Source organism: uncultured Litoreibacter sp., assembly GCF_947501785.1.
Lineage (GTDB): Bacteria > Pseudomonadota > Alphaproteobacteria > Rhodobacterales > Rhodobacteraceae > Litoreibacter.
In genome coordinates this window covers 3670909-3693578 of the sequence record NZ_CANMXB010000001.1, presented here as the reverse complement: position 1 = coordinate 3693578, position 22670 = coordinate 3670909, and the positions used below count along the sequence as shown (strand labels likewise).

The window sequence follows — 22670 nt, the reverse complement described above, 5'->3', positions numbered from 1 at the left end:
TTAGCGACAGTGAGCCACGCGGGCGAGAGGTCAATTCAAGCCGAACGTTCAGCCAAAGCCCGTGAGCGACCCGAAAGAGCCCAGCGCGCTGGTCAGAATGGGCGACACAATCGCCAGGATCGCTTTCATCGCGTCCAGCGACGCGATCTTGTTGATGTCAAAACCGCCGATCCTGGCGTCCCACACCTCAAGTTCCTTGGGCGTGATGTCGCTGCCATGTGCCTCGGCGGCCGCATGAAATGTATTGGTGCGCACCATCAGCACAAGGCTGACCGGCAGGTAATAGGACATGATCAAGACCGAGTAGCTGACGCCCCGAAAAAGCGACACCCCGTCAACCAGCTTGCCGTGCATGTCGCGCGTGGCGTCATCAACGATCAGCGCATTGGGCCAGTTCATCCAAGCCAGCCCCATGCTCAACCCGACGGTCAGTAGAATGCCGGATGCATACAGGTAGCGCCGCGTGGCGGCTTGGCTGGCCTCCAGCGCTTTGGCCTCTTGCAACAGCCCGTCGCGCGTCTTTAGGTCAACCGGGCCGGACCTCGACAAAGCGAGGATCATCCCCGCGATAACCGACGCCGAGGCAAGCGCCGAGACGATGTTAACCGTGCCGTTCAGCTGGATCAGCGCGTTGAACGCCCCGCCCTTCAGGCAGTCGCCGTTCATAGGCGTTTCCGCCCCGCATCCGGCCAGCTTGCCCACGCCCAAAGCCCTGCGATACAAGGATTCCCCCAAAAGCTGATAGGACTCAAAGCTGTTCATCTGCACCGGCTCCAGGATGGAGAACACCAGCGCCACCCCCACGGCGGCAAACAGCGCCACCACCGTGGACAAGATGGAAAGCAGCTTGTGCTGCGAGCCCAGCTCGAACGCGAAGACCAGAATGAGGCTGACCGACACCGCCAGATAGAAGAACACCGCCGCCATATAGCGGTAGCGGCCTGCCAGTTCGCCCAGCGTGTCATGCTGCGCCAAGGCCACATGGCTGAGGTCCAGCGCGTGGTCGCCGTAGTTGCCCAGCAGATACTCCGCCGTGATCAACACGATCACCGGGAAAAGGAAAATGATCAGATAACGCGGCGCGATGCGCATCTCGCCAATGTCGCGCCAATGCGCGATGAAATTCTGCAGCCGAGACATGAATACGCCCGCCCCAATACCAGTTCAAAACAACGGGCCAAAAATCGCAGCCCTTAAAAATATGGGCTCAGAGTGCGTCGTTAACGTTTGAAAATCAAGTTTGTCAGGGTTTGTGTCAGGTTGCGCGGCTGTTCAGCCAGTCCGGCAGGTGCGACACATTAGGCAGCACGACATCCGCATGCGGGGTCAAATCGGCCTCGCTGGCGAAGCCACTTGTGACGCCGACGCAGATCATCCCCGCCGCGCGGCCCGCGTGCAGGTCATGGGTGCTGTCGCCGATCATGGCCACCGTTGCGGGTTCCGCGCCGATGTGGTCCGCGAAGGCCAGACACATGCCCGGCCCCGGTTTGCCCCCGAAGCCACTGTCAGACCCGATTATGGCGGTGAAGCGGTCAGCGACGCCCACAGCCTCCATATGCCTTCGGGCGGAGGCAGCGGCGTCGTTGGTCGCGATGCCCAGCGGCGCGTGGGTTTTCAACTCGTCCAGCAGCGGGGCCAGCGGCACGATTTCATGGACCTGCACCTTCCGTGCCGTCTCGTTCGAATGGGTGACCAGCGCGTCGCGGTCCCAATGGGACAGCAGCGGCAGGATGAGGTCGACGCCCTCGTCGGGCGTGCCGGCAATTACCGGGCTGGTGGGGTGGAACGTGTTGCGGGTCAGATCAAACTGGATGGCGTCAGCCATGGCCTGCAACAAGGCCGGATCGCCGTCTGCCAAACCCGTCAGAAAGCTGCGCGACCACTCCCCCCACGTTTTCTCGAAATCCAGCAAGGTTGCGTCTTTGTCGAAGAGGAGCCCTGAAATCATGTGACGTTACAGCCTTTTGCGTTTTTGCGGACGCTAATGTCGTTTCCAGCCTTGCGCAAACCACGATTCCCCTTAAATCTGAAACAGTTCTCAGGGCGGGGCGAAATTCCCCACCGGCGGTGATAGCCCGCGAGCGGCCTTTCAGATGAGGGGTGTCAGCAGATCAGGTGTAATTCCTGAGCCGACGGTCATAGTCCGGATGAGAGAGAGCGTGCGGGTGCCCTTCCGGGGTGCGCGCATGGGATCGCCTTGGTGACGTGTTTTGTTGCGAAAGGAGACCTGCAAATGACACTCACCCGATACGCCTTTGTCAAGGCCAACTGGCATGCCGAGATCGTGGATCAGGCCTTGGCCGGTTTTTCCGAACTGATCGACCCCGCGCAGATTGACGTCTTCGACGTGCCCGGCGCGTTCGAGATGCCCCTGCTGGCGCGGGATCTGGCCGAAACCGGCGACTACGCCGCCGTGGCCTGCGCCGCTTTGGTCGTGGATGGCGGCATTTACCGCCACGATTTCGTCGCCTCCGCCGTCGTGGACGGGCTGATGCGCGCGGGGCTAGACAGCGGCGTGCCGGTGCTGTCCGTGTCCCTGACCCCGCACCACTTCCAGGAGACCGAGCACCATATGGGCATCTACAAAGCCCATTTCGTCGAGAAAGGCCGCGAAGCCGCCCGCGCCGCTTTGATGATTGGCGAGACCCGAACCAAACTGGTGAAGCGCGCGACCGCCGCGTAAATGGCAAAGCGGCAGTTGACCTGCCACCTGCTTCCCTGTTGGGTCCCCTCAAACGTTAGGGGCCTGACATGGACTACGCACTTTTCCTGAGCTTCATCGCCGCCACCTTTGTGATCGTGGCCACCCCCGGCCCCGCCTGCGCTTTGGCATCAAGCTTGGCGGTCCGGTACGGGCCGAAAGCCGCCGTGGCGTCCATCTGTGGGGACGCGCTTGGCACCGTTGTGCATATCGTCGTCGCGGTGATCAGCTTGCAGGCGCTGCTGTCGCTGGCCAGCCAAATCCTGCCCGTGCTGCAAATCGCGGGCGGCTGTTTCATCCTTTATCTGGCCTACACCTCCTTCACCGCCGCCAAGACCGAAAGTGCGGCGCTGCCGGTGGGTGGCTACCGCACTGCCTTTGTCAGCGGCTTCTTTTCCTGCGTGACCAACCCCAAGGCCATCGTGTTCTTCGCGGCCCTTTTCCCGGGCTTCATCAACCCCGAGCTGGGCGTGGTGTTCCAATCGCTGATCTACGGTGCGGTTTTTGTGCTGCTCGATGCCGCCTCGATCTTTGGCTACGCCATGCTGGCGCTCAGCGCGTCGCGTTCTCGCTTTGGCGAGCGGTTCAACGTTGAGCGGCTCAGCGCCTTCGGGCTGCTTGGGGTCGGGCTTCTCCTGATCTTCAAGGGCTACCGGGAGCTAAGGCCCTCCTAATTCGCAGAGATGGTGACGGGGAAGGTCACCTCCGCCGGGTCTGACCCGGGGCGGGAGCCGTCTTCAAAGATGAAGGCCAGCAGGTAGTCCCCGGGGTCCTCTAGAAAAACGCCAGCGGTGATGTTGTTCCAGAAGTAGGTTCCATCCAGCGGGTAGAACAGCTGGGAAGGGTTCTGGTAGCTGTGCAGTTTCGTGCGACCAAGCAAAGCGCCGTCGGGGTTACGAACCTCCATCGACAGGTCAATCTTGTAGCTGCCAAACATGGTGCCCGCCTGATCCCGGCCCACATGGTCGAGATATGCGCGCAGGAAAATCTCTTCCTTCGGAGCGTAGACGCGGCTTTCGCGGCGCTTGTAGCGGCCCCTTTCGTCGCGCTGGTGCTTGTGAGCGAGATAGGCTTCCGCCACTTCGATGGCCGGCAACGTGGCCTGCATCACCATGGCCCGGCTGTCGAGATAGACGGGCATCACGCGATTGCCGCTTTCATCGGGCAGGCCCGCGAAATAGGTCATGGCCAGCCGGTAGCAGTTCAGCTTGGCATTGGGGTCATCCATCACCGCCAGCATCGCCGCTTGTATCTGATCCTCCGCCGCCGGTTGCGCGGCGTAGAGGCGGCACATGGGGGCGAAGGCGATCTCCTGCCAGCCCTCGCTTGCCGGTTTGGCGGCGATTTGGGCGCTAAGGCTGTCGAAATCAGGTTTCAGCTCTTGCGAGCGGGTGGCGGGCAGATTGGTGACAGAAAGGTAGATGATGCTGGCGTCATCTGGAACCGCCTGCGCTTTGGCCTTGGCCAACACATCAGGATCATTGGCATTGACAAAGCCCGATACTTCCGGCCCGGCCTGGCGGCTGGCATTCTGGAAAATGTCGCGGTCGTAATTGTAGCTCGGCGCGGCCCCATCATTGATGATGTAGACCACCGGTCTGATGTCGCGGTCTTGTGCCGGAGCGGCTGTGGCGATGGTTCCGGCGGCGATTGCGGTGAGCAGTTCCATTTGGCGTTTCATGAGATGATCTCCATAAAACTCCCCCTGCTTTGAGCCTAGGCAGGTTGGGTCATGAAACGCAAGAAAAATGAACGCCGTTCAGGAATTGGGCGGAGATATGTAAGTTTTTATTGCGGTCACCGTCTCCTCCAGCGACCGGATCGCACCGGTTTGCAGGTATTCCATCGCCTTGAGCGAGGCGGCATGCGCCTCAATGCTGGACCCCGCGACGCAGTCCTCAATCACCCGGCAGAAATAGTCGTGCTGGTGCCCGTCCACGAACGTGTAGTGCACGCAAACATCCGTCAACCCGCCGACCATGATCAGCGTGTCGGCCTTCAGCCCTTTCAACAAGATCTCGAAATCCGTGCCAAAGAACGCGGAATAGCGGCGTTTGGGGACCACGTAATCCGTGGGCAAAATGCCCATCTCTTTCACCGCAAGGGCTGTCTTTGGGTTGTCCTCAAGGCAATGCACATCCTCGTCGCCATCCAGCTCGCGGCCAAAATCGATCAGGTCGGGGCGGTGCACCTCCTGGATGAACACCACCGGAATATCCGCCGCCCGCGCCGCGTCAATGGCCTTGCGCGCTTCCAACATCCGGTCCTTGTAGCCCGCCATGTTGTCGATGGACCGCACCACGCTGTCGTCGATAAATGTTGACGCCTGAATGTCGATCACCACCAGCACCGCTTTGCCCTCGATCAATGCGCGTTTGGGGGTGTTTGCGTTCGCCATGTCTGTTCTCCCTCATTGGCAGCCACTGTGCGCAGAGGCAAAGAGTTTCGTCTAGCCTCCCCGCGTCTTCCTGCATAAGCTTGATGTGACCGCTGGAGGGACCCGATGGGCAAGCTATTTTCGTACAAGAACCGCCCCGTGCATTTGGGCTCCTACCCGCTCGAAAAGCTGGCCCGTTCTGAGGCCGCCCCCGACCTCAGCCGCCTGCCCCCAATGGAGGGGCTGAGCTTTCGCCGCCCCGAAGACCCTGTCAGCATCGTCAACGCGATGCAGGACTACCAAGCCATGCTGGACGCCACCCGCGAGGGGCTGGTCAAGAAAGAGCGCGCGACCATCCCCACCAACCCGCTTGAGCAGGCCAACCACCTGAAGGCATTCGGCTATTACTGCGACGCCTCCATGGTCGGCATCTGCGAAATCCCACAGGACGCATGGTTGGATGAGCCCTTGGCCAACCCTGATGTGGACCGGCTGGCGGAGACGCTGAAGACCAAGCAGCCCAAGACCTTTGCCGCCGGCATTGACGTCATCATGGCGGGCCTGCGCGAAGCGATGCGCGCGCCGCCCGCGTCGTGCCGGCACCACACCCACGCGCTGGTGTTCCTGTATGACATGCCCCGCGACCCGAAGCCTTCGGAACGCGGCGCGGATTGGATTGCGGACGCCGAAGACCACCGGGCCTGCCTGCGCGGTATGGAGACGGCCGTGACGCTGTCCAACTACATCCGCATTTTGGGATGGGAAGCGCGCGCGCACTCCGCCGCCGCCTCCGACGTGCATCTGGGTAAGCTGGCGGTCGCCGCAGGCTTAAACCATGCCGATGGGCGTAACCCGTTTCTGGGTGATCGCTACGGGCTGGCGGTGATCACCACCACGCTGGCGCCTACGCCGGATAAGCCGCTGAACGTCGCGGCCCGCCCGCCTGCCGCCTGGACCACCGGGCTGGGGGCGAACGCCAAGAACGCCCGCAACTTCGACCCTTACGCAAAGCGCGACTATGTCAACGGCCCGCACCCGTTTGAGACTTTGAAACGCGTCGACACCCCCACCACCTATATCGACGCCCCCAACGTGGCCCGCGTGCCCAAACGCGCCAACATGTTCGCGCGCGGGCTGTTCGGCGATCTGGGCAAGATCACCCAAGAAGCCACCAAGAACGGCAATTACGTGCGCAAATCCGCCTCTGCCTTCGCGTTTCGTCCCTCGTTAGGCGCGATGGTGGTGCTGCAGGACGGCGACGCGGCGGAGGTGCATCCCTCGACCCAAGACCCCGCCCGCAACGCCGACAACATCAAAGCCGCGCTGTACTTCTTGGGCGTCGACGCGGTGGGCCTCAGCGCCTGCCCCGACTACGCCTACTATTCCCACAACGCCGCGGGCGAGCCGATCACCCCCTACCATTCCAACGCCATCTCGATGATCGTGGATCAGGGACATGAGACCATGGAGGGCGCGTCGGGCGACGACTGGATCGCCTGCGCACAATCCATGCGGGCCTACCTGCGCTTCTCGCTGCTCGGCGGGGTGCTGGCGCAGCAGCTGCGCAACCTTGGCTACACCGCCCGCGTGCATTCGGTCATGGATGACGAGGTGCTGCACCCGCCGCTGCTGCTTCTGTCGGGCTTGGGCGAGGTCTCCCGCATTGGCGAGGTGATTTTGAACCCGTTCCTTGGGCCAAGGCTAAAATCCGGCGTGGTGACCACCAACATGCCAATGACCCATGACAAGCCGATTGATTTTGGGCTGCAAAACTTCTGCGAGGCCTGCAACAAATGCGCCCGCGAATGCCCGTCGGGCGCCATCACCGCGGGGCCGAAGCTGATGTTCAACGGCTACGAGATTTGGAAGTCGGACAGTCAGCGCTGCACCACCTACCGCGTTAGCCAGAAAAACGGCGCCATGTGCGGGCGCTGCATGAAAACCTGCCCCTGGAACCTTGAGGGGCTGTTCTCTGAGGCCCCGTTCCGCAAACTGGCCATGACGGTGCCCTCCGCGGCCAAGGCTCTGGCGGCCATGGATGACAAGTTGGGCAACGGGGAGATCAACCCGGTCAAGAAATGGTGGTGGGACCTCGAAATGGTAGATGACGGGCCGTATGGCCCGCCCAAGGGCCCGGTCAACGCGCGCCCGCTGTCCAAGAATCTGGACCTGAGATTCGAGGACCAGACATTGGCGGTCTACCCCGCCCCGCTGGCCCCGCCGCCCTTCAACTACCCGTTCCCCATGGACCGCGAGGCGGGCATCCAGGCCTACGCCGACATGATCCCGGCCGAAGAGCACAAGAAACGCCGCGCCGCGGGCCAACCAACCGAACATGAATACACCGCCGACCAGATGGAAAGCCCGGTGATCCAGGCGGTGTTGTCCAAGGTCGAGCTCATGACCGACGGGGTGACCAAATACGAGTTCTCCATGCCGGACGGTTCAGACATGCCGCCCGTCGCCGCTGGCGCGCATATAGACGTGGTCGTGGCCCCGGAATTCTTCCGCCAATACTCGCTATCAGGTGACCCGGCTGACCGGTCCAAATACCAAATCGCGGTTTTGCGGGAAGACGCGGGCCGCGGCGGCTCCAAGCTGATGCACCGCATCTTTGAAGAGGGCCGGCGCGTCTTCATCTCCAAGCCGATCAATCACTTCCCGCTGCATGAAGACGCCTCCTTCACCTACCTGATGGGCGGCGGTATCGGGGTCACCCCGATGATCGCCATGGCGCACCGCCTGCACGCTTTGGGCAAGCCTTTCGCACTGCATTATTCATGTTCGTCGCGGAAAAATGCGGGCTTCCTGGATGATCTCGCCGCGGTCCCATGGGCCGACAAAGTGCATTACCACTTCTCTGACGAAGGCACCCGCTGCGACCTGTCCAACACGCTCAGACACCGCCCCGGCGCACATGCCTATACCTGCGGGCCGGAGATCTACATGGGGGCCGTGATGGAAACGGCAGAGGCCAACGGCTTCGCCGAGGAGGAACGGCACCTGGAGTATTTCTCCGTTCCTGAACAGCCTGACTTTGAAAATTTCGACTTTACATTGAAGCTCGCCAAATCAGGCAAAACCCTGCAGGTGAAAGCCGATGAGGCCGCAACGGATGCGTTGCTGGCTGCAGGTGTTCATGTGGACGTAAAATGTTCTGACGGTTTGTGCGGCGTGTGCAAATGCAAGGTGGTTTCCGGCGAGGTGGAGCACCGCGACTTTGTTCTCTCAAACAAGGACCGCGAATCCTCCATGATCTTGTGCCAAAGCCGCGCTGCTGCCGAAAACGGTGAAATTGAGATCGACCTCTAACGCTTCTTTCTGCCCCAAATATGCTGGGGGTAAGGAGCGTCAGCGACGAGGGGGTGAAACCCCTTAAACATCAAACGCGCGGCACGCGCTCAATCAGGTCCAGTTCGGCAGGTCCCCGCCCGGCAATAGCTGGCGCGCCCGCATCGGGTCCATATAGTCAAAGCCCGCGCCGTCGCAAAAGCCCGTGATCCACGCGTCATCCATCAAAAGGAAGTCCAGAACGGACCCCAGATAGGCAGGATCGGTCGCTTGCGCACGCATGTCATCGGCCGACGTCCCGGTGGACCCCATAAAGACGCATGCAAGGTCGTCTGTGGACAGTATCCATGTCAGCGCCTGAAGGGCAAGATTTTGGGCTGCGTCGGTGTTCACGTGCGCTCCGATTTAAAGGTTTCCTTAACCAGACTCACTCATAGCTTACCTTCAAGTCAACGCAAGACGGAGAGCCGCCAAACCCGATGAGACGCATTCTGATCATTGACGCGATCCCAACCCGGCGCATCGTGATGAAGGCCAAGCTCGGGGCGGCGCAATATGACGTGGTGGTTGCCGCCGACGCGCGCGAGGCGGACCAGCATATCCGCACCATGCCGTTTGACGTGATCTTCGCGGACCGCCATCTTGACGGCCCCGGCGGGGCGTTGGGTTTGTGCCGCACGCTCAAATCTCACACGACTACGCAGCATGTTCCCCTGGTCATGATCACCGATGCCCTGGCCGACCAGGACGTTTTGGATGCGTTAGCTGCAGGCTACGACGACGTCATCAGACGCCCGTTGAGCGAACGCGTGTTGCTGGCGCAACTGCGTGCTTTGATGCGGCGTCAGAATGGCGCGGACCAAAACGGTGAACAAACCTATTTACGCGACATGCCGGATACGGCGGCTAAGGTCACGCGGCCCACGCGGCTGGCAATCGTCGCGTCAAGCTTGAATGACGCACGGCATTGCGCCGGGGCCATTGCGGACGCGGTCTCATCCCCTCCGCCGCCCCAAATCATGGTACAAGATCACGCCGGCATATTGACCGCTTTGCGCGCGGAGCCAGAGCTGGACACGGTGTTGCTGATGGTAGAACCCGGGCGAGAGGAAGCCGCGCTAACCCTGCTCTCCGATCTGCGCAGCCGAGGTGCCGCGCGCGGAGCTGGTCTTATCCTTGCGATGGATCCAAAACAGCCGACATATGTGGCGCGCGCATTCGATCTTGGGGCGGATTACGTCGTCTCCTGCGACGCCAATGCCAAGGAACTGCGCATACGCGCCGAACTTCTGGCCAAGATCAAGCTGCAAGATGACGCGCTGCGTCTGAAGGTCCGCGACGGCTTGCGCATGGCAATTACCGATCCGCTGACCGGCGTCTACAATCGCCGCTTCGCCACCGAAAAACTTGGGCAAATTGCGCGCAAGCAGGAAGAATTTGCGGTGCTGATGCTTGACCTGGACCATTTCAAGAAGATCAACGACCTTCACGGCCATGGTGTGGGGGACCAGGTTCTGGCCACCATCGCCCGCGCGCTAAAGGCGAATTTGCGTGACACTGACATGCTTGCCCGCATTGGTGGGGAGGAATTTTTGATCGCCTTGCCCGGCGCAACCCCTGCGCAGGCCATCGGGACCGCAGAACGGTTGCGTCAGGTCATTGACGAGACCAAAATCAAAGCCCCGGCAACCGGCCGGGCGGTGCGCGTAACCTCCAGCATCGGACTGGTCCACAATGACGGGCGGGCGCCCTCCATCGAGGTGCTGATGGCAAAGGCAGATGAGGCGCTCTATTGCGCAAAATCGCACGGCCGGAACATGGTCAGCGTCAGCGCGGCGGCGTAAAGCGGCGTTATCGCTTCCCGGCCCGCAACGCCTTTTCCAACCGATCAGCAAATGCGGCGCGTTGCTCCGGGGTCATGGCCTCTACCCGTTCAAGCATGAGGTTCTGCCCCTCATCCTGCAGCGCGTTTTGAATTTCACGCTGCCGTACCAGAATGGCCCGTATGGCATCACCATCAAAAGGTTCGACCCTCACGGCGGTCGCAATCTCTTGCCCAAACCCGCGCATCTTGCGGCGTGTTTCGTCAAACCAGGGCTTGCGCTCCTCAAAGGACCGTCTGATTTCGGCGCGTTCCTCTTTAGAAAAAGCACGCCCGTAAGGGCCCGCCACGATGCCGCGGCCGCCAGGGTCCCGTTTGACAGTCTTGGGGCCGCCCGACCACATGGCGCCTGCCACAACGCCTACAATCAGCAGGTTGGCCGCCAACGAGGCCACAAGCAGGATGCGCATCCACGGCAACGCCTTCTTCGTGTTCTTGTCGTCCACGTTTGTCATCCTTCCTCAAAAAACAGATCATCGCCGGGCAAAAGCGCGGAGGTCACGAAATCCGTGCCGTCGGCAAGTTCTGCCTCCAACCCGACCAGGCCCGGCTGAGCCATACCAATGTAGAGACCGGCGACAGTTGCCGTGGCCAATCCGCCAACCGTGGGCCAACCGCCCAACACCTCGAGCACCTGGCCGAAAAACGTGCGCGGAGGCTCGACGGCTGGCGCTTCGACCTCTCTTTGTACCGTTGCGGCATCCGCTGCAATCCGGGCGAGCAAGTCTGGAGACGGCGCCGGGTCATGTGTCCGCGCCTCGTCAAACATCGCGTCCAGCGCCGCGTCGCTCAGATCTTTGTCAGGTCCGGTCATAGTCCCAGCTCCTCTTTCCGGCTGGCTAAAGCCGCAGCCAATGCTCTCTTGCCGCGCGCGGTGAGACTTTCTACCGCTTCGACACTGATTTCCAAAATTTCGCCAATTTCGGGGTTTGACAGCCCCTCGATGTGGCGCAGGACAACCGCCTGCCTTTGCCGTTCCGACAGGTCCTGCAACGCGGCGTCCAGCGCCGAAACCCGTTCGGCTTGCATCATGGCCGCCTCCGCGCCGGGCGCGTCATCAGCGGGTTCTGCGATTTGATCCAGTCCAACGCCACGTTTTTTGCGCAACCGGTCGGTACATAAGTTGGACGCCACCCGAAACACCCAGGTCGATGGCTTTGCGGCGCCGGGCTGCCAGTCAGGCGCCATCTTCCACAGCCGCAGCATGGCCTCCTGCACCACGTCTTCCGCTTCCGCCAAGTCACGCAGCATCCGGTTGCAATAGCCCAACAAACGCGGCGCGAGCCGCGCCGTCAGCTCTGCGGCAGCAGACCGGTCGCCGTTGGCAAAGAGCACCAACAGCGCATCATCTGTCACCTCGCCGGTCTGATCCAATGCCATTTCCATTCCGATTTCATGCTAACCGCCCCGCCCTCAAGGGACAATTGGCCCGACGTCGAGGGACATGACGCCGGGCCAGAGTGCCGCAACCGATTATTCGGAGGCAGGCTTGCGGCGACCGTGACGGCTCTTCTTCGCAGCTTCGAATTCTTCTTTGGAAATGCCGCCGCTATTGTCGGTGTCAGCACGGGCAAACCGTTCGGCTGCGCGATCGTCGCTCGGGCGCAGCTCGGTGGTGCTCAGCTTGCCATCGTCATTTGCGTCGCGCCGTTCGAACATCCGTTCGATGCGTTTCTCTGCGCGACCATTCGCGGCGCTGGTCAGCTCTTCTTTGGTCAGAAAGCCGTCGCCATTGGAATCAGAATTGGCAAAGCGTGTGTCAGCCGCAGCTTCCATCTCGGCCTTGGTCACTTCGCCGTTGCCGTCAGAATCCAAAGCTTCAAATGTGATACGTGGGCCGTTGCCGCGCCCCTCGCCTTTCGCGAAGCTGGCGGTCGGCACCATTGCCACGGCCACACCCGCGGCCAATAGGATCGTTTTTGCGGCGGTCATTGTCTTGGTCATTGATCGGGTCCTTACCTCGGTTTCTCAGCGCCTTCGCGGTGCTGTCAGAAGTACAAACGGGACCGGTCGCCCATTCCGTCGCAAAAAATTGCGACATCCCGCCGCAAGACAGGCTGTCGCGGTGCAATCGCATTGGAATCGGACTATGCAGAGCGGACCAGCGCAAAGGACTGCCAACATGGCGAGCGACATCTCCATCGACACAACCTCTACGGAGCCCACCGCACCCGCTGCGGACAGGTTGGCCAAGCCAGCCATGCTGCGCGGTTGGAAACGGCGCTGCCCAAATTGCGGCAACGGCCCGCTGTTCAAAGGCTACTTGACGGTCCGCGACGAATGCGCGACTTGCGGACAAGAACTGCACCACCACCGCGCCGATGACGGCCCCGCCTATTTGACCATTTTGGTGGTGGGTCATATTATGGCGCCCTTCCTGCACATGACTTTTACCCATTTTGACGAGCCAGACCCGCTGATTGTGGCCTCGGTGTTTTCAGTGGGATGCGTCGCGTCCTGCCTGTTTCTGCTGCCTCGGTTGAAAGGCGGGTTGATAGGGCTGCAATGGGCCAAACGGATGCATGGCTTCAAAACGCATTAATCCGCTGGACGCCGCGGAGGGCACAGGCCAGTCTGCCACCATGAACGATGCCCCCATCCGAAACGCCGCCAGCGTGATCCTGCTGCGCGACGCCGCCACAAACCCTCGGGTGTTGATGGGGCAGCGCGGCAAGAACGCGGCATTTATGCCTAACAAATACGTCTTTCCGGGTGGCGCTGTTGAACTGGACGACGGCGACGTGCCATTGGCCGCGATGCCCGGGGCCGAAACAATGAACCGGCTGGCCATGCGGTCACCGGTCGGCATGGAACGCGCCATCATTGCGTCCGCGATCCGCGAAGTCTGGGAAGAGACCGGTCTTAAGTTCAGCGCGCCGGGGACCTCCCCTGCAGACCTTCCCGATGACTGGGCCGCATTCTTTGCAGCAGGCGAGGTGCCGTCAGCAGCTGGTTTTCACTATATCTTCCGGGCGATCACGCCGCCGAAACGCCCCCGCCGGTTCGACGCCCGGTTCTTCCTAGTCGACGCTGAACGCGCAACCGGGGATTTGGACGACTTTTCAACCGCCGAAGACGAGCTGAGCCATCTGCATTGGGTAGAACTGGACGAAGCGCGCAAATTGAACCTGCCATTCATAACCGAAGTGGTGCTGGCCGAAGTTGCGGCGCTCGCCCGCTCCGGCAAGCCGCCGACATCAGTGCCGTTCTTCAACAACACGCATGACATCTCGGAGTTCTTGCGGCTGTCCTAATAGTGCGGATCACGGCGAATTGGCTGGCGTTTTCGATTTGGAAACAGTTTCATAATCCTGCCCTATTCTGTTGCTAGCTGCGGACCCAATGACAATGAGCATGAGCAGTCCACGGCCGTTACAAGAGCCGACACGCGAACATCGCCCCAAGCGGGACCTTCTGGTCCTCTTGGGGTTGATGGCGCTATTTATCATTGGATTCATAGGGTTGGCAGCCTCCATCGGCTGGGAAGAAACGTGGGCGCAGCTGCGCCTTCTGAGCCCGATACAGCTCACCGGCCTGCTGGCCCTATCGATGATCAACTATATTTTGCGCGGACTGAGGTGGCATCTGTTCTCGCGCCGGTTGGGCATACCGTTGGAATTGCGCCACAACGTGCTGCATTTCATGGGGGGCTTCGCGATGACCGTCACCCCAGGCCGTATCGGCGAGTTGGTGCGCCTGCGCTGGATCACTCGCCTGACCGGCTGGCCGTTTGAACGTATCCTGCCGCTGCCCTTCATTGACCGCGTCTTCGACATCGCCGCCATGGGGCTGGTGCTTGCCGGTGGCGTGGTGCTGTCGCAAACCGGCACCGTGGGTGCCATCCCCGTTGCCGTGCTGGCTGTGGGCTTCGCCGCCGTGGTGACCCGACCCGTGCTCTTGGCCGGTATCGTGAAGGGGCTTTGGAAAGCCGTTGGCCGCTGGCCCCGCCGCTTCGTGCAGCTGCTTCGGGCGGCACGATCGATGGCCATCTTCAGCAAGCCCTCCGTGGCGCTGCCGGCTTTGGCTTTGAGCATCATCGGCTGGACCGCCGAAGGCTACGCCCTGTTTCTACTGCTGACTTGGATGGGCGCGGACATCACCTTCGCGGCGGCCACGGTGATCTTTCTCTTCTCCACCCTCGCGGGCGGGCTGACAGGCGCGCCCGGCGGGGTCGGTGGCGCCGAGGCGGCGATGCTGATGTTGCTGGCCGCGCAAAACGTCCCCCTGGAAACCGCTGTTCCGGCCATGGCCGTGATCCGCATCACCACACTCTGGTTCGCGATACTGGTTGGCCTCATCGCGTTCCCCATCGCCGAAAAGAATTCAAACAAGGTCTGACGCATATGCTTTGGAAAACGCTCACCTATACTGGTTGGGGCCGGGTGGCCGAAGCCACCGGCCCGGTGGCCCGCCCTGAACGGGTGTCTTCGCTCGCCGCCGCATTGGCGGATGACGCAGGCCCCGCAATTGGCAATTGCCGCTCATATGGCGATGCCTGCCTGAATGACGGTCACAGCGCTATCAAGATGGTGCGGCTTGACCGGATGATCGGCTTTGACACAGAGACCGGCATTTTGGAGGTCGAGGCCGGAATGCCAGTGGGCGAGATCGCCAAGATATTTGCGCCGCAAGGCTGGCTGCCCGCCGTGATGCCGGGCACCGGCTTCGCCACCGTTGGTGGCTGCATCGCCAACGACGTGCATGGCAAAAACCACCATGGCGCAGGCTCGTTTGGACAGCATGTAACCGAGATAACCTTGATGAACGGCGGCAAGACCCAAAAAGTTGGACCCAAGAAGAATGCCGCCTTCTTTAAGGCCACCATTGGCGGTCTGGGGCAGACAGGCGTGATCGTGTCAGCCAAACTTCAGCTGCTGGCCTGCAAGGGAGATCTGATGACGGTCACCGAACGCCGCATCGACGGGTTTGACGAATTTGTCGAGGCGCTGGACGGGTCGGAGGCCACCTATACCGTCGGCTGGATCGACGCGACCGCCAAAGGCGACGCGCTGGGCCGCGGGATTTTGGAAGAAGGCGAAACCGGATACGGGCTGGTGCCCGCCAAGAAGAAGTCGAAGTCCGTGCCGTTCAACGCGCCACGCTTCGCGCTGTCCAAGCCGGTGGTGAAGATGTTCAACAGCGCCTATTTCCGCCGCGTGCCGGAAACAGGGCGCACCAGCGTGAAGCCCATTCAGGACTTCTTCTTCCCGCTGGATGCGATCCATGACTGGAACAAGCTCTACGGCAAACACGGCTTCATGCAGTTCCAATGCGTGGTGCCGCCTGCACAATTGGACGCGCTGAAGCGCATGCTGGAGAAGATCGCCCATAGCGGGCTGGCTTCCCCCCTGGCCGTACTGAAACGCATGGGCAGCGGCAGCGCCGGCCTGATGAGCTTCCCGATGGAAGGTTATACATTGGCCGTTGATTTTCGTGCGGGCGATAAAGCGGCAAAGCTAATCGGCCAGCTGGAGGCAATGACCGCCGAAGCCGGGGGCCGCGTCTATCTGGCCAAGGACGCGACGCTGGAGGCCAAACACCTGCCATCCATGTATCCAAACCTTGCGAAGTTCGCCGCAGCGGCCAACAAAGCCGACCCCGAAGGCCATTATGAAACCGACCTCACCCGTCGATTGAAGATCAGGAGCGCGTCATGACCGAGAATTGGATCATACTTGGGGCGACCTCTTCTATGGCGAAGGCCTTTGCCCGTGCCGTTGCCGAAGACGGTGCGCGTGTTTTTCTGGCCGGTCGCGATATGGCGGATTTAGAGGCAAGCGCGACCGACTGCATGCTGCGTGGCGCTGACGCGGCCGAAGCCGTGGCCTTTGACGCCCGGCAGCAGTCAGGCTTCGCAGCCATAGTGAACCGGGTCGCCAAAGAAGAAGGCATGATAAACGTCGCCGTTTTCGTGGGCTCGATGCCGCCGCAAGACGCCATCGATGCGGACCCATCGCTGATCGAGGGCGTGGTAATGGACAGCTACACCGGCCCTGCCGCATTTTTGCAGACGATTGCACCGGAGATGGAAAACCGCGGCGGCGGTAGCGTGATTGGCGTGGGCTCGGTAGCAGGTGACCGCGGCCGGATCGGCAATTACGTGTATGGATCCGCGAAAGCGGGTTTCCACACCTACCTAAGCGGATTGCGCAACCGGCTTACGCGTTCGGGGGGCCATGTGGTCACCGTAAAGCCCGGCTTCGTCGACAGCGCAATGACATGGGGCATTGAGGGTATGTTCCTCGTGGCGCCTCCTGGAAAGGTGGCCGCAGACTTGTTGAAGGCCGTGGAGAAGAAGAAGAACGTGATCTACACGCCCTTCTTCTGGGCCATCATCATGGGAATTATCACCCGCATCCCGGAGCGCATCTTCAAGAAGATGAGCGTGTAGCCAAACTTTCACCGAAAGTTTGGCACCATTTTTTCGGTGAAAAAATGCGCCCTTCAGAACCCGAACGCGTCGTGGAACAGCCCAGCGGCGTAGAACATAATGGTGATCGCAAAGATCAGCAGCGACAGCCCGTGCCGGTCCTTCATGGCGAATACGATAGGATCGTGGTCCTGCTTGCCCTTGTACCCCAGAGACACCATGCGCCACAGCCAGCCGCCAATTGGCAGCATCGCCACCCAAAGCAACCATTGCGACTTGTAAAGCGATAGCGCGTGATCGGTATAGCTGTAGAGGAAGAACACAAGCAAAGCCGCAAACATGCCAAGGCACGCGACATTCATCAAATCGGGGCGGTCGGGCTTGCCATACCCCCTGCCCGGCAGACGCTCGTCAGAGGTGGCCAACGTCAGCTCCGTCAAGCGCTTCACGCATCCCAGCGTGACAAAAACCGGGAAGATGAACGCCAACATGTAGCCGGTGACATTGATCTCAGCCGCAGCCGCCCCCGCTACGACCCGTATAGTATAGAGAGCGGCCAACGTGGCGATATCGACCCAGCGCAACCGCTTCAGCTTCAGCGAATAGGCAAGCGACAGCAGCATATAGAGCGCGACTATTCCGAAAAACGCCCAATTGAGGAACGCCGCAACGCCAAGCGCGATCACTCCGAGTGCCAGACAGGTTATCATGCCGACATTTATCGGCACTGCGCCACTGGCAAAGGGACGATGCTTCTTCTTCACATGCAGCCGGTCTGCCTCGAGGTCGAGCAAATCGTTGACCACATAGATGCAGGAAGCCGCGGCAGAAAAAGCCACGATGGCCAACAGGATCGTCAGGAACGGGACCAGCCCGAATTGGTGCGCCGCAATCAACGGCAGCAACAACAGAACGTTTTTGACATACTGATGCGGTCGCAGGGCGCGGATCAGGTCCCGCCACGCCCACCCGCCGGGCAACTCGGTCACGCCATGCTCGGCAATCAGAGCCAATTTGGCCCCTGCAACCGTGCCCACGATGATTGCCTCATCGGCCCGTTCCCAGATCGCCATGTCTCCTGGTTCGTTGCCGGCGTAATGGAACCCACCTTCGCCGTAAGCCTCCACCAGAGCGTCTGCCTTGGCCGCACCACGCAGGTTCACACCGTTTTCGGACGCGAAGACCGTCGGGGATAGATCATGGACCTGCGCAAGCTCGGTCACCAACGATATATCGGAGGCCGACGCCAGCACCACCTCGACCTTTTGGGACTTCGCGGCTGCAACGACCGCCTCGACAGGCGCGCTGACCGGCATCAGATCGACACGCGGGCGCGCAAGGTCGGCCAGCCCCGCCTTCAATGCAGCCTTGTCACCGAACGTGTCTTTGATGACGCGCAGCGTCGCGATGGGATCGCGCCCCATCCCGGCCCAAAAGCATTCAAACAACATGTCGGTACGCAGGAACGAGCCGTCCACATCAAGGACCAGGGGTTTCGTCTTTGCCATTATGTTAGCCCTTCGTGCGGAACACGCAGCCGTCGCTGACAAGCAAGGGCGGCGTCAGACATATGGACCGCGCAACGCGCCAGGCCGCCAGGACCTTTGGGACGTAGAGGCGGGTTTCCGCATAAGGCGGCACGCCATTGTGGCTGCGCACCGCACCCTCCCCCGCATTATACCCCGCGAGCGCCAGAATAGGATCGCCGTTGAACTCTTTCATCAGCCAATCAAGATACGCAACGCCGCCCTTTATGTTTTGAACGGGATCCGTCGAATCGGTCACGCCAAACCGCGCAGCCGTATCCGGGATCAACTGCATCAGGCCCTGTGCGCCTTTGTTGCTTTCCGCACCGGTGCGGCCACCAGACTCCACAGCGATCAGCGCCAGCACCAACGCGGGTGACACTTTCTTGTCGAGCGTTTGAATCAAGATATCCGTGCCGTGCGCGCTCGCAATGCTTTGCAACGTGTCGAGGCGTGGTTCGGGGACCCCTTTTCCTGTGGGGGCCTTGGCAACATGTTCGACCGCATCGGTAAAACGCCCCGCGACCGGTGTGCCAATATCAGGAGAGACCGTGTCCCAGAACCAATCAAGATCGGACGATTTGGCCTTGCTGGCCGCTTTTGGGGCCGCGGCCGCCACTTTGGGCTGATCTTCAGGTTTGATTTGCACCGTGATCCTGCGACCGGCCCCCGATGAGGGCGGCTTGATCTTGCGAAAGGTGAAATCTCCGCCAAAAGCAGGCTTGTGAGACCCCGCAGACACGGGTGCTGCCACGCAAAGCGCGAGCGCTGTTATCAGGATATTTCGTCTGTACGACATGACCTGCCCGATCTGTCTTATTGTTTTTGGTTATTTCCGCCGACCTTATGCGACTTTCCGCATAGAACACTACAGATTCAGGCCGTTTTCTAAGGCAAAGCCGCCATATTCGGCATGCAGGACACACCTGATTCAAGCTAGATCAAGTTTTTTCAATAAAATTTTCATTCTAAAACAAAGCGTTAATGATTTTTTTACGTTTCTTTTCGGCTGCTGAAAAATTGAACCAATCGCGCCGCACTGTTGCCCAGATTGGACGGGATAAAGCTTCCATACCGAGACGGGGATGAGGAACGGAACAGAGGCCGGACCAAATCACACAACCCAGCTCGGCATACTTGGAAACTGAAAACTGACTATATCCTTGGAGGGATACACAATGACTAAACTGTTCAAAAACTTCGTAGCTGACGAATCTGGCGCCGTGACTGTTGACTGGGTTGTTCTGACCGCAGCTATCGTTGGTCTGGGCATCGCTGTTATGGCTTCCGTTTCGGACGGCCTGGAAAACCTTTCCGGCGACATCGACACTCAGCTGTCTGACCAAGGTATCTCGACTACTTTCTAAGTTAGTCGCCGCCCACTGGGGCGGACCTGAACAGGGAAGCCGCGCTTTAACAGCGCGGCTTTTCTTATTTGAAGCATAAGTTCGCCTATCGAAACGGTCCGTTTCCGCCGATGGCCATATATGTGCAAGTTTCGACGCATTTCTGACAAATTTGACCTTATATTGGATGATGAGGGTAAAGGACCAAGTGCGCCGCCACGGGACTGGTGGGCACTAAAGAGGATAGAATGTTGAACTGGATAAAAAGTTTTGCACTGGAAGAAGACGGTGCTGTTACCGTGGATTGGGTTATCCTGTCCGCTGGTGTCATTAGCTTGGCACTTGCCGCGGTTGGCGTGATCACAGATGGCACCGAAGACATTTCCGGCGACGTTGACACCAAGCTGAAAAGCCAACTGATCAGCACGTCGTTTGAAAGCGACGACAGCGTCTAACCAGCACCTTCTTCCGCGTCTGTCTTTACCGACCGGACCACAAGTAATAGAGGCGCCCGTTATTGGGAGGTCCTCTTGTTTGCTGCCAACACCGCCTGGAGACAATCTCTTGCCAATGGCGGCAATTGTCCCAAGCTGACCACACTCGCATCAAGTTTTTGCCTCATTCGCCCTGTAGCCAGAGTGCAATCAATGGCCGTCCCGTGTGTTGGGAGGCCCGCTTATGCATTCGAGAAGGGGCAGAAGATGAGAGTTCTATTTGGGTTGGTGTTGGTCGTGGGGATCGGACTGGCAGGGTTTGCGGTCTATATGGCCAAAAACCGGATCGGCGAATATCAGGCCACTTTGGCCGAGCAACAGGCAAAGCTGGCCAGCAACGTTCCGCTGGAACCGGTATTCGTGCTGAAGAAGCGTATCGCGTACGGCGAGAAGCTGACCAAGGAGCACGTCAAGATCATTGCTTGGCCTGAGAACGCCATCCCTGAAGGTGCGTTCCAGGAGGGCCCTGCCCTGTTCCCGGAATCAGGTGATCTGCGCACCGTGTTGCGCGTCATGGAAAAAGACGAGGCCGTGCTGGCGGTTAAAGTGACTGAACCTGGCGAAGACGCCGGCGTGTCATCGCGCCTGCAAAAGGGCATGCGCGCGTTTGCGCTTCGGGTCGACGTGTCTTCGGGCGTTTCCGGCTTCTTGCGTCCGGGCGACAACGTGGACGTGTACTGGACCGGCAAGGCGCGCGGGCGTAACGTCACCAAACTCATCGAAACCAACCTGCAGCTGTTGGCTGTTGACCAGATCGCCGATGGCGACCGCAACGCCCCAACAATTGCGCGGACAGTCACCGTCATGGCGCCTCCGCCACGCATCGCGGCATTGGCGCAGGCCCAATCGTCGGGTCGCCTGACCCTGTCGCTGGTTGGCGCAGGCGATGACACCGAGATCGCTTCGGTCGAAATTGACCAAAACGAGCTGCTTGGCATCGAAGAGAAAGTACAGATCGAACGCGAAGCCGCCGAGGTTTGCACAATCAAGACGCGCAAGGGCGCCGAAGTTGTGGAAATCCCCGTACAATGCCCTGAGTGATCAATTCCTCATGGAAACAACGAGATCGGGGCGGCACATCATGTAGGTGCCGCCCCGTATTTATTTACCACCCATGGATAGGTGTTGCGCCGCACCCACATAAGCTGTGTCGCCCAACCACCTGATTCTTGAAATAAATCCGGAAATCGCACATGGTTCCGGCAAGATGGGCAAAAGACCCACTCACTCCAGTGATCAGAGAGGCAGGATCACATGAACATGAAGCAGCTCTTTAGCGCAGGCCTTATCGGTCTCGCACTTTCTACCTTTACTCCTGTTATGGGCATCGCCCAGAACCTGAGCATCACCAGCGGATCGACGGCACGTAATCTAAACGTCGCCATTAACCGCGCGGTTGTTGTCGAAAGCGACGTCCCATTCGCCGAGCTTTCGGTCGCCAACCCTTCCATTGCAGACATCGCTACCTTGTCGGACCGCACTATATACGTGTTGGGCAAAGCACCGGGGCGCACCACGCTGACCCTGCTTGGCCCTGATGGCAAGTTGATCACCAATGTCGAGGTCCGGGTGGCCCCCGACATCGCAGAATTCAAAGAACGCCTGCGCGAAGTTCTTCCAGGTGAGAAAATCGAAGTACGCACCGCCAATGACGGCATCGTTTTGTCGGGCACCGTATCTTCTATCGTCAAATTGGACCGCGCACTGGATCTGGCACAACGCTACGCACCAGAAGCCGTGTCCAACCTGATGAGCGTCGGCGGCACCCAGCAAGTCATGCTGAAAGTGCGCTTCGCCGAGATGAGCCGCTCTGTCGCGAAAGACCTGTCGGTGAGCCTTGGCTTTGCCACCTCCGGCGGCAACTTTGGCGCAAACGGCTTCACGCAGACCTTCCAGGATGGCACCAACCCCAGCACCCTGTTCCCAACAGGCGGCGGCGCGGGCAGCTTTGCATCGAACAGAACCCGCAACGGGGCCTTGGCCATCGGCTTCGGCAGCGGCAGCCTTCAGGCCGCCGTCTTGATCGAAGCTCTTGAGACCAAAGGGCTTGTGCGCACTCTGGCAGAACCGAACCTGACGGCGCTTTCGGGCCAACAGGCGGAATTCCTGGCTGGTGGCGAGGTTCCGATCCCGGTTTCCAGCGAAAACGGCATCGCCATCGAATACCGCCCATTTGGTGTGGAGCTGGCCTTCACCCCGACGGTGGTCGACCAAGACGTCATCAACCTGAACCTGGCAACCTCGGTCTCGAGCCTTGATACGACCAACTCGGTGTCTACCGGCGGCGTTTCGGTTCCATCGTTCAGCAAACGCGCCTCATCCACCACGGTGGAGCTGCGCGACGGCGAGAGCTTCGCAATCGCGGGCCTGCTGCAAGACGACTTTGTCGACCTTGCAGGTCAGGTTCCATGGCTGGGCGACATCCCGGTTCTGGGTGCCCTGTTCCGCAGCGCGAACTACAGCCGCCGCCAGACCGAGCTGGTGATCATCATCACCGCCCACCTGGTGAACCCAAGCCGCGGTGACAGCTTCGTGCTGCCGACTGACCGCATCCGTCCACCAACCGAACGCGAACTGTTTCTCAACGGCTCCGTCGCACAAGCAGTGCGCGGATCCGGCGGGGCAACAGGCGAAGTGGCCCGCCAAGACTTTTCGGGCTCGTACGGCTACGTTTTGGAGTAAT

General features: G+C 60.3%; 24 protein-coding genes and 1 riboswitch. Of the genes, 13 read left to right on the top strand and 11 right to left on the bottom strand.

The genetic code is table 11. From position 1 onward, the window contains the following. Positions 1 to 48 precede the first annotated feature (48 nt). The gene (locus Q0899_RS18415) at positions 49 to 1140 is read right to left on the bottom strand and encodes a hypothetical protein (protein ID WP_299194855.1); all 1092 of its coding nucleotides are present in this window, start codon (positions 1138 to 1140) and stop codon (positions 49 to 51) included. Positions 1141 to 1255: 115 nt separating this feature from the next. Next, entirely contained in the window at positions 1256 to 1948 is a 693-nt protein-coding gene (locus tag Q0899_RS18410) for an HAD family hydrolase (RefSeq protein WP_299194852.1), read from the bottom strand. Positions 1949 to 2030: 82 nt separating this feature from the next. Next, positions 2031 to 2163: riboswitch (FMN riboswitch) on the top strand. A gap of 70 nt (positions 2164 to 2233) precedes the next feature. On the opposite strand from Q0899_RS18410, the gene Q0899_RS18405 reads away from it, so the two are divergent. Next, positions 2234 to 2683 (top strand): 6,7-dimethyl-8-ribityllumazine synthase, encoded by a 450-nt coding sequence (locus Q0899_RS18405; protein ID WP_299194849.1) that lies wholly within the window; start codon positions 2234 to 2236, stop codon positions 2681 to 2683. A gap of 68 nt (positions 2684 to 2751) precedes the next feature. Next, on the top strand, positions 2752 to 3375 hold the full coding sequence (locus Q0899_RS18400; RefSeq protein ID WP_298298983.1) for a LysE family translocator: 624 nt from the start codon (positions 2752 to 2754) through the stop codon (positions 3373 to 3375). On the opposite strand, the gene Q0899_RS18395 is transcribed toward Q0899_RS18400, so the two are convergent. Further along, positions 3372 to 4382 carry a hypothetical protein gene (locus Q0899_RS18395; protein WP_299194846.1) on the bottom strand — a complete coding sequence of 337 codons (1011 nt, stop codon included), beginning with the start codon at positions 4380 to 4382 and terminating at the stop codon, positions 3372 to 3374. The genes Q0899_RS18400 and Q0899_RS18395 overlap by 4 nt on opposite strands. A gap of 78 nt (positions 4383 to 4460) precedes the next feature. Beyond that, positions 4461 to 5099, bottom strand: coding sequence for a cysteine hydrolase (locus tag Q0899_RS18390; protein ID WP_299194842.1), 639 nt, complete (start codon positions 5097 to 5099; stop codon positions 4461 to 4463). 105 nt (positions 5100 to 5204) lie between these two features. Here Q0899_RS18390 and Q0899_RS18385 point away from each other — a divergent pair, with 105 nt between their 5' ends. Further along, complete coding sequence (locus tag Q0899_RS18385) at positions 5205 to 8390, top strand: 2Fe-2S iron-sulfur cluster-binding protein (RefSeq protein ID WP_299194839.1); 3186 nt, start codon at positions 5205 to 5207, stop codon at positions 8388 to 8390. 93 nt (positions 8391 to 8483) lie between these two features. Here the strand turns inward: Q0899_RS18385 and Q0899_RS18380 are convergent, their stop codons facing one another. Continuing rightward, complete coding sequence (locus Q0899_RS18380) at positions 8484 to 8762, bottom strand: DUF3572 domain-containing protein (RefSeq protein WP_299194836.1); 279 nt, start codon at positions 8760 to 8762, stop codon at positions 8484 to 8486. An 86-nt stretch (positions 8763 to 8848) separates the two neighbouring features. Here Q0899_RS18380 and Q0899_RS18375 point away from each other — a divergent pair, with 86 nt between their 5' ends. Then, positions 8849 to 10213 (top strand): diguanylate cyclase, encoded by a 1365-nt coding sequence (locus tag Q0899_RS18375; RefSeq protein ID WP_299194833.1) that lies wholly within the window; start codon positions 8849 to 8851, stop codon positions 10211 to 10213. Between the two features lie 7 nt (positions 10214 to 10220). Here the strand turns inward: Q0899_RS18375 and Q0899_RS18370 are convergent, their stop codons facing one another. From Q0899_RS18370 to Q0899_RS18355, 4 genes are all read right to left on the bottom strand, one after another. Beyond that, a complete protein-coding gene (locus tag Q0899_RS18370) occupies positions 10221 to 10697 on the bottom strand; it encodes a periplasmic heavy metal sensor (RefSeq protein WP_299194830.1) in 477 nt (158 codons plus the stop codon). A 5-nt stretch (positions 10698 to 10702) separates the two neighbouring features. Then, the gene (locus Q0899_RS18365) at positions 10703 to 11065 is read right to left on the bottom strand and encodes a hypothetical protein (protein WP_298298961.1); all 363 of its coding nucleotides are present in this window, start codon (positions 11063 to 11065) and stop codon (positions 10703 to 10705) included. After that, positions 11062 to 11637: an RNA polymerase sigma factor gene (locus Q0899_RS18360; protein ID WP_299194827.1), complete on the bottom strand. Its 576-nt coding sequence runs from the start codon at positions 11635 to 11637 to the stop codon at positions 11062 to 11064. The genes Q0899_RS18365 and Q0899_RS18360 overlap by 4 nt, the downstream gene beginning before the upstream one ends. 87 nt (positions 11638 to 11724) lie before the next feature. After that, complete coding sequence (locus Q0899_RS18355; protein ID WP_299194825.1) at positions 11725 to 12195, bottom strand: calcium-binding protein; 471 nt, start codon at positions 12193 to 12195, stop codon at positions 11725 to 11727. Between the two features lie 178 nt (positions 12196 to 12373). On the opposite strand from Q0899_RS18355, the gene Q0899_RS18350 reads away from it, so the two are divergent. The 5 genes from Q0899_RS18350 to Q0899_RS18330 all read left to right on the top strand — a co-directional run bounded on the left by Q0899_RS18350 (position 12374) and on the right by Q0899_RS18330 (position 16642). After that, complete coding sequence (locus tag Q0899_RS18350; RefSeq protein ID WP_299194823.1) at positions 12374 to 12793, top strand: DUF983 domain-containing protein; 420 nt, start codon at positions 12374 to 12376, stop codon at positions 12791 to 12793. Beyond that, the gene (locus Q0899_RS18345; protein ID WP_299194820.1) at positions 12774 to 13505 is read left to right on the top strand and encodes an NUDIX hydrolase; all 732 of its coding nucleotides are present in this window, start codon (positions 12774 to 12776) and stop codon (positions 13503 to 13505) included. Before Q0899_RS18350 ends, Q0899_RS18345 begins: the two co-directional genes overlap by 20 nt. A gap of 100 nt (positions 13506 to 13605) precedes the next feature. Continuing rightward, entirely contained in the window at positions 13606 to 14589 is a 984-nt protein-coding gene (locus Q0899_RS18340; protein WP_298359904.1) for a lysylphosphatidylglycerol synthase transmembrane domain-containing protein, read from the top strand. 5 nt (positions 14590 to 14594) lie between these two features. Then, the gene (locus Q0899_RS18335) at positions 14595 to 15908 is read left to right on the top strand and encodes an FAD-binding oxidoreductase (RefSeq protein ID WP_299194816.1); all 1314 of its coding nucleotides are present in this window, start codon (positions 14595 to 14597) and stop codon (positions 15906 to 15908) included. Continuing rightward, positions 15905 to 16642: an SDR family NAD(P)-dependent oxidoreductase gene (locus Q0899_RS18330; protein ID WP_299194813.1), complete on the top strand. Its 738-nt coding sequence runs from the start codon at positions 15905 to 15907 to the stop codon at positions 16640 to 16642. Before Q0899_RS18335 ends, Q0899_RS18330 begins: the two co-directional genes overlap by 4 nt. 53 nt (positions 16643 to 16695) lie before the next feature. Here Q0899_RS18330 and Q0899_RS18325 read toward each other — a convergent pair whose 3' ends face one another. Together Q0899_RS18325 and Q0899_RS18320 are read right to left on the bottom strand one after the other, a co-directional pair. Next, positions 16696 to 18129, bottom strand: coding sequence for a UbiA family prenyltransferase (locus tag Q0899_RS18325; protein ID WP_298298941.1), 1434 nt, complete (start codon positions 18127 to 18129; stop codon positions 16696 to 16698). 4 nt (positions 18130 to 18133) lie between these two features. Continuing rightward, positions 18134 to 18946 (bottom strand): lytic transglycosylase domain-containing protein, encoded by an 813-nt coding sequence (locus tag Q0899_RS18320; protein WP_298359911.1) that lies wholly within the window; start codon positions 18944 to 18946, stop codon positions 18134 to 18136. A gap of 379 nt (positions 18947 to 19325) precedes the next feature. Between Q0899_RS18320 and Q0899_RS18315 the strand changes: the two genes are divergently transcribed. From Q0899_RS18315 to Q0899_RS18300, 4 genes are all read left to right on the top strand, one after another. Next, positions 19326 to 19514 (top strand): pilus assembly protein, encoded by a 189-nt coding sequence (locus Q0899_RS18315; protein WP_298298933.1) that lies wholly within the window; start codon positions 19326 to 19328, stop codon positions 19512 to 19514. 227 nt (positions 19515 to 19741) lie between these two features. Beyond that, positions 19742 to 19948, top strand: coding sequence for a pilus assembly protein (locus tag Q0899_RS18310; protein WP_299194808.1), 207 nt, complete (start codon positions 19742 to 19744; stop codon positions 19946 to 19948). 246 nt (positions 19949 to 20194) lie between these two features. Further along, on the top strand, positions 20195 to 21028 hold the full coding sequence (cpaB, locus tag Q0899_RS18305; RefSeq protein ID WP_298298925.1) for a Flp pilus assembly protein CpaB: 834 nt from the start codon (positions 20195 to 20197) through the stop codon (positions 21026 to 21028). Positions 21029 to 21241: 213 nt separating this feature from the next. Next, positions 21242 to 22669 (top strand): type II and III secretion system protein family protein, encoded by a 1428-nt coding sequence (locus tag Q0899_RS18300; RefSeq protein ID WP_298298922.1) that lies wholly within the window; start codon positions 21242 to 21244, stop codon positions 22667 to 22669. Position 22670 lies beyond the last annotated feature (1 nt).

What these genes read in the sequence shown, in the direction of transcription:
- Q0899_RS18330 (WP_299194813.1), top strand. Translation starts at nt 15,905, where the DNA reads ATGACCGAGAATTGGATCATACTTGGGGCGACCTCTTCTATGGCGAAG.
- Q0899_RS18385 (WP_299194839.1), top strand. Translation starts at nt 5,205, where the DNA reads ATGGGCAAGCTATTTTCGTACAAGAACCGCCCCGTGCATTTGGGCTCC.
- Q0899_RS18345 (WP_299194820.1), top strand. Translation starts at nt 12,774, where the DNA reads ATGGCTTCAAAACGCATTAATCCGCTGGACGCCGCGGAGGGCACAGGC.
- Q0899_RS18310 (WP_299194808.1), top strand. Translation starts at nt 19,742, where the DNA reads ATGTTGAACTGGATAAAAAGTTTTGCACTGGAAGAAGACGGTGCTGTT.
- Q0899_RS18410 (WP_299194852.1), bottom strand. Translation starts at nt 1,948, where the DNA reads ATGATTTCAGGGCTCCTCTTCGACAAAGACGCAACCTTGCTGGATTTC.
- Q0899_RS18405 (WP_299194849.1), top strand. Translation starts at nt 2,234, where the DNA reads ATGACACTCACCCGATACGCCTTTGTCAAGGCCAACTGGCATGCCGAG.
- Q0899_RS18365 (WP_298298961.1), bottom strand. Translation starts at nt 11,065, where the DNA reads ATGACCGGACCTGACAAAGATCTGAGCGACGCGGCGCTGGACGCGATG.
- Q0899_RS18400 (WP_298298983.1), top strand. Translation starts at nt 2,752, where the DNA reads ATGGACTACGCACTTTTCCTGAGCTTCATCGCCGCCACCTTTGTGATC.
- Q0899_RS18375 (WP_299194833.1), top strand. Translation starts at nt 8,849, where the DNA reads ATGAGACGCATTCTGATCATTGACGCGATCCCAACCCGGCGCATCGTG.
- Q0899_RS18355 (WP_299194825.1), bottom strand. Translation starts at nt 12,195, where the DNA reads ATGACCAAGACAATGACCGCCGCAAAAACGATCCTATTGGCCGCGGGT.
- Q0899_RS18350 (WP_299194823.1), top strand. Translation starts at nt 12,374, where the DNA reads ATGGCGAGCGACATCTCCATCGACACAACCTCTACGGAGCCCACCGCA.
- Q0899_RS18390 (WP_299194842.1), bottom strand. Translation starts at nt 5,099, where the DNA reads ATGGCGAACGCAAACACCCCCAAACGCGCATTGATCGAGGGCAAAGCG.
- Q0899_RS18320 (WP_298359911.1), bottom strand. Translation starts at nt 18,946, where the DNA reads ATGTCGTACAGACGAAATATCCTGATAACAGCGCTCGCGCTTTGCGTG.
- Q0899_RS18300 (WP_298298922.1), top strand. Translation starts at nt 21,242, where the DNA reads ATGAACATGAAGCAGCTCTTTAGCGCAGGCCTTATCGGTCTCGCACTT.
- Q0899_RS18415 (WP_299194855.1), bottom strand. Translation starts at nt 1,140, where the DNA reads ATGTCTCGGCTGCAGAATTTCATCGCGCATTGGCGCGACATTGGCGAG.
- Q0899_RS18340 (WP_298359904.1), top strand. Translation starts at nt 13,606, where the DNA reads ATGAGCAGTCCACGGCCGTTACAAGAGCCGACACGCGAACATCGCCCC.
- Q0899_RS18335 (WP_299194816.1), top strand. Translation starts at nt 14,595, where the DNA reads ATGCTTTGGAAAACGCTCACCTATACTGGTTGGGGCCGGGTGGCCGAA.
- Q0899_RS18315 (WP_298298933.1), top strand. Translation starts at nt 19,326, where the DNA reads ATGACTAAACTGTTCAAAAACTTCGTAGCTGACGAATCTGGCGCCGTG.
- cpaB (WP_298298925.1), top strand. Translation starts at nt 20,195, where the DNA reads ATGAGAGTTCTATTTGGGTTGGTGTTGGTCGTGGGGATCGGACTGGCA.
- Q0899_RS18325 (WP_298298941.1), bottom strand. Translation starts at nt 18,129, where the DNA reads ATGGCAAAGACGAAACCCCTGGTCCTTGATGTGGACGGCTCGTTCCTG.
- Q0899_RS18360 (WP_299194827.1), bottom strand. Translation starts at nt 11,637, where the DNA reads ATGGAAATGGCATTGGATCAGACCGGCGAGGTGACAGATGATGCGCTG.
- Q0899_RS18395 (WP_299194846.1), bottom strand. Translation starts at nt 4,382, where the DNA reads ATGAAACGCCAAATGGAACTGCTCACCGCAATCGCCGCCGGAACCATC.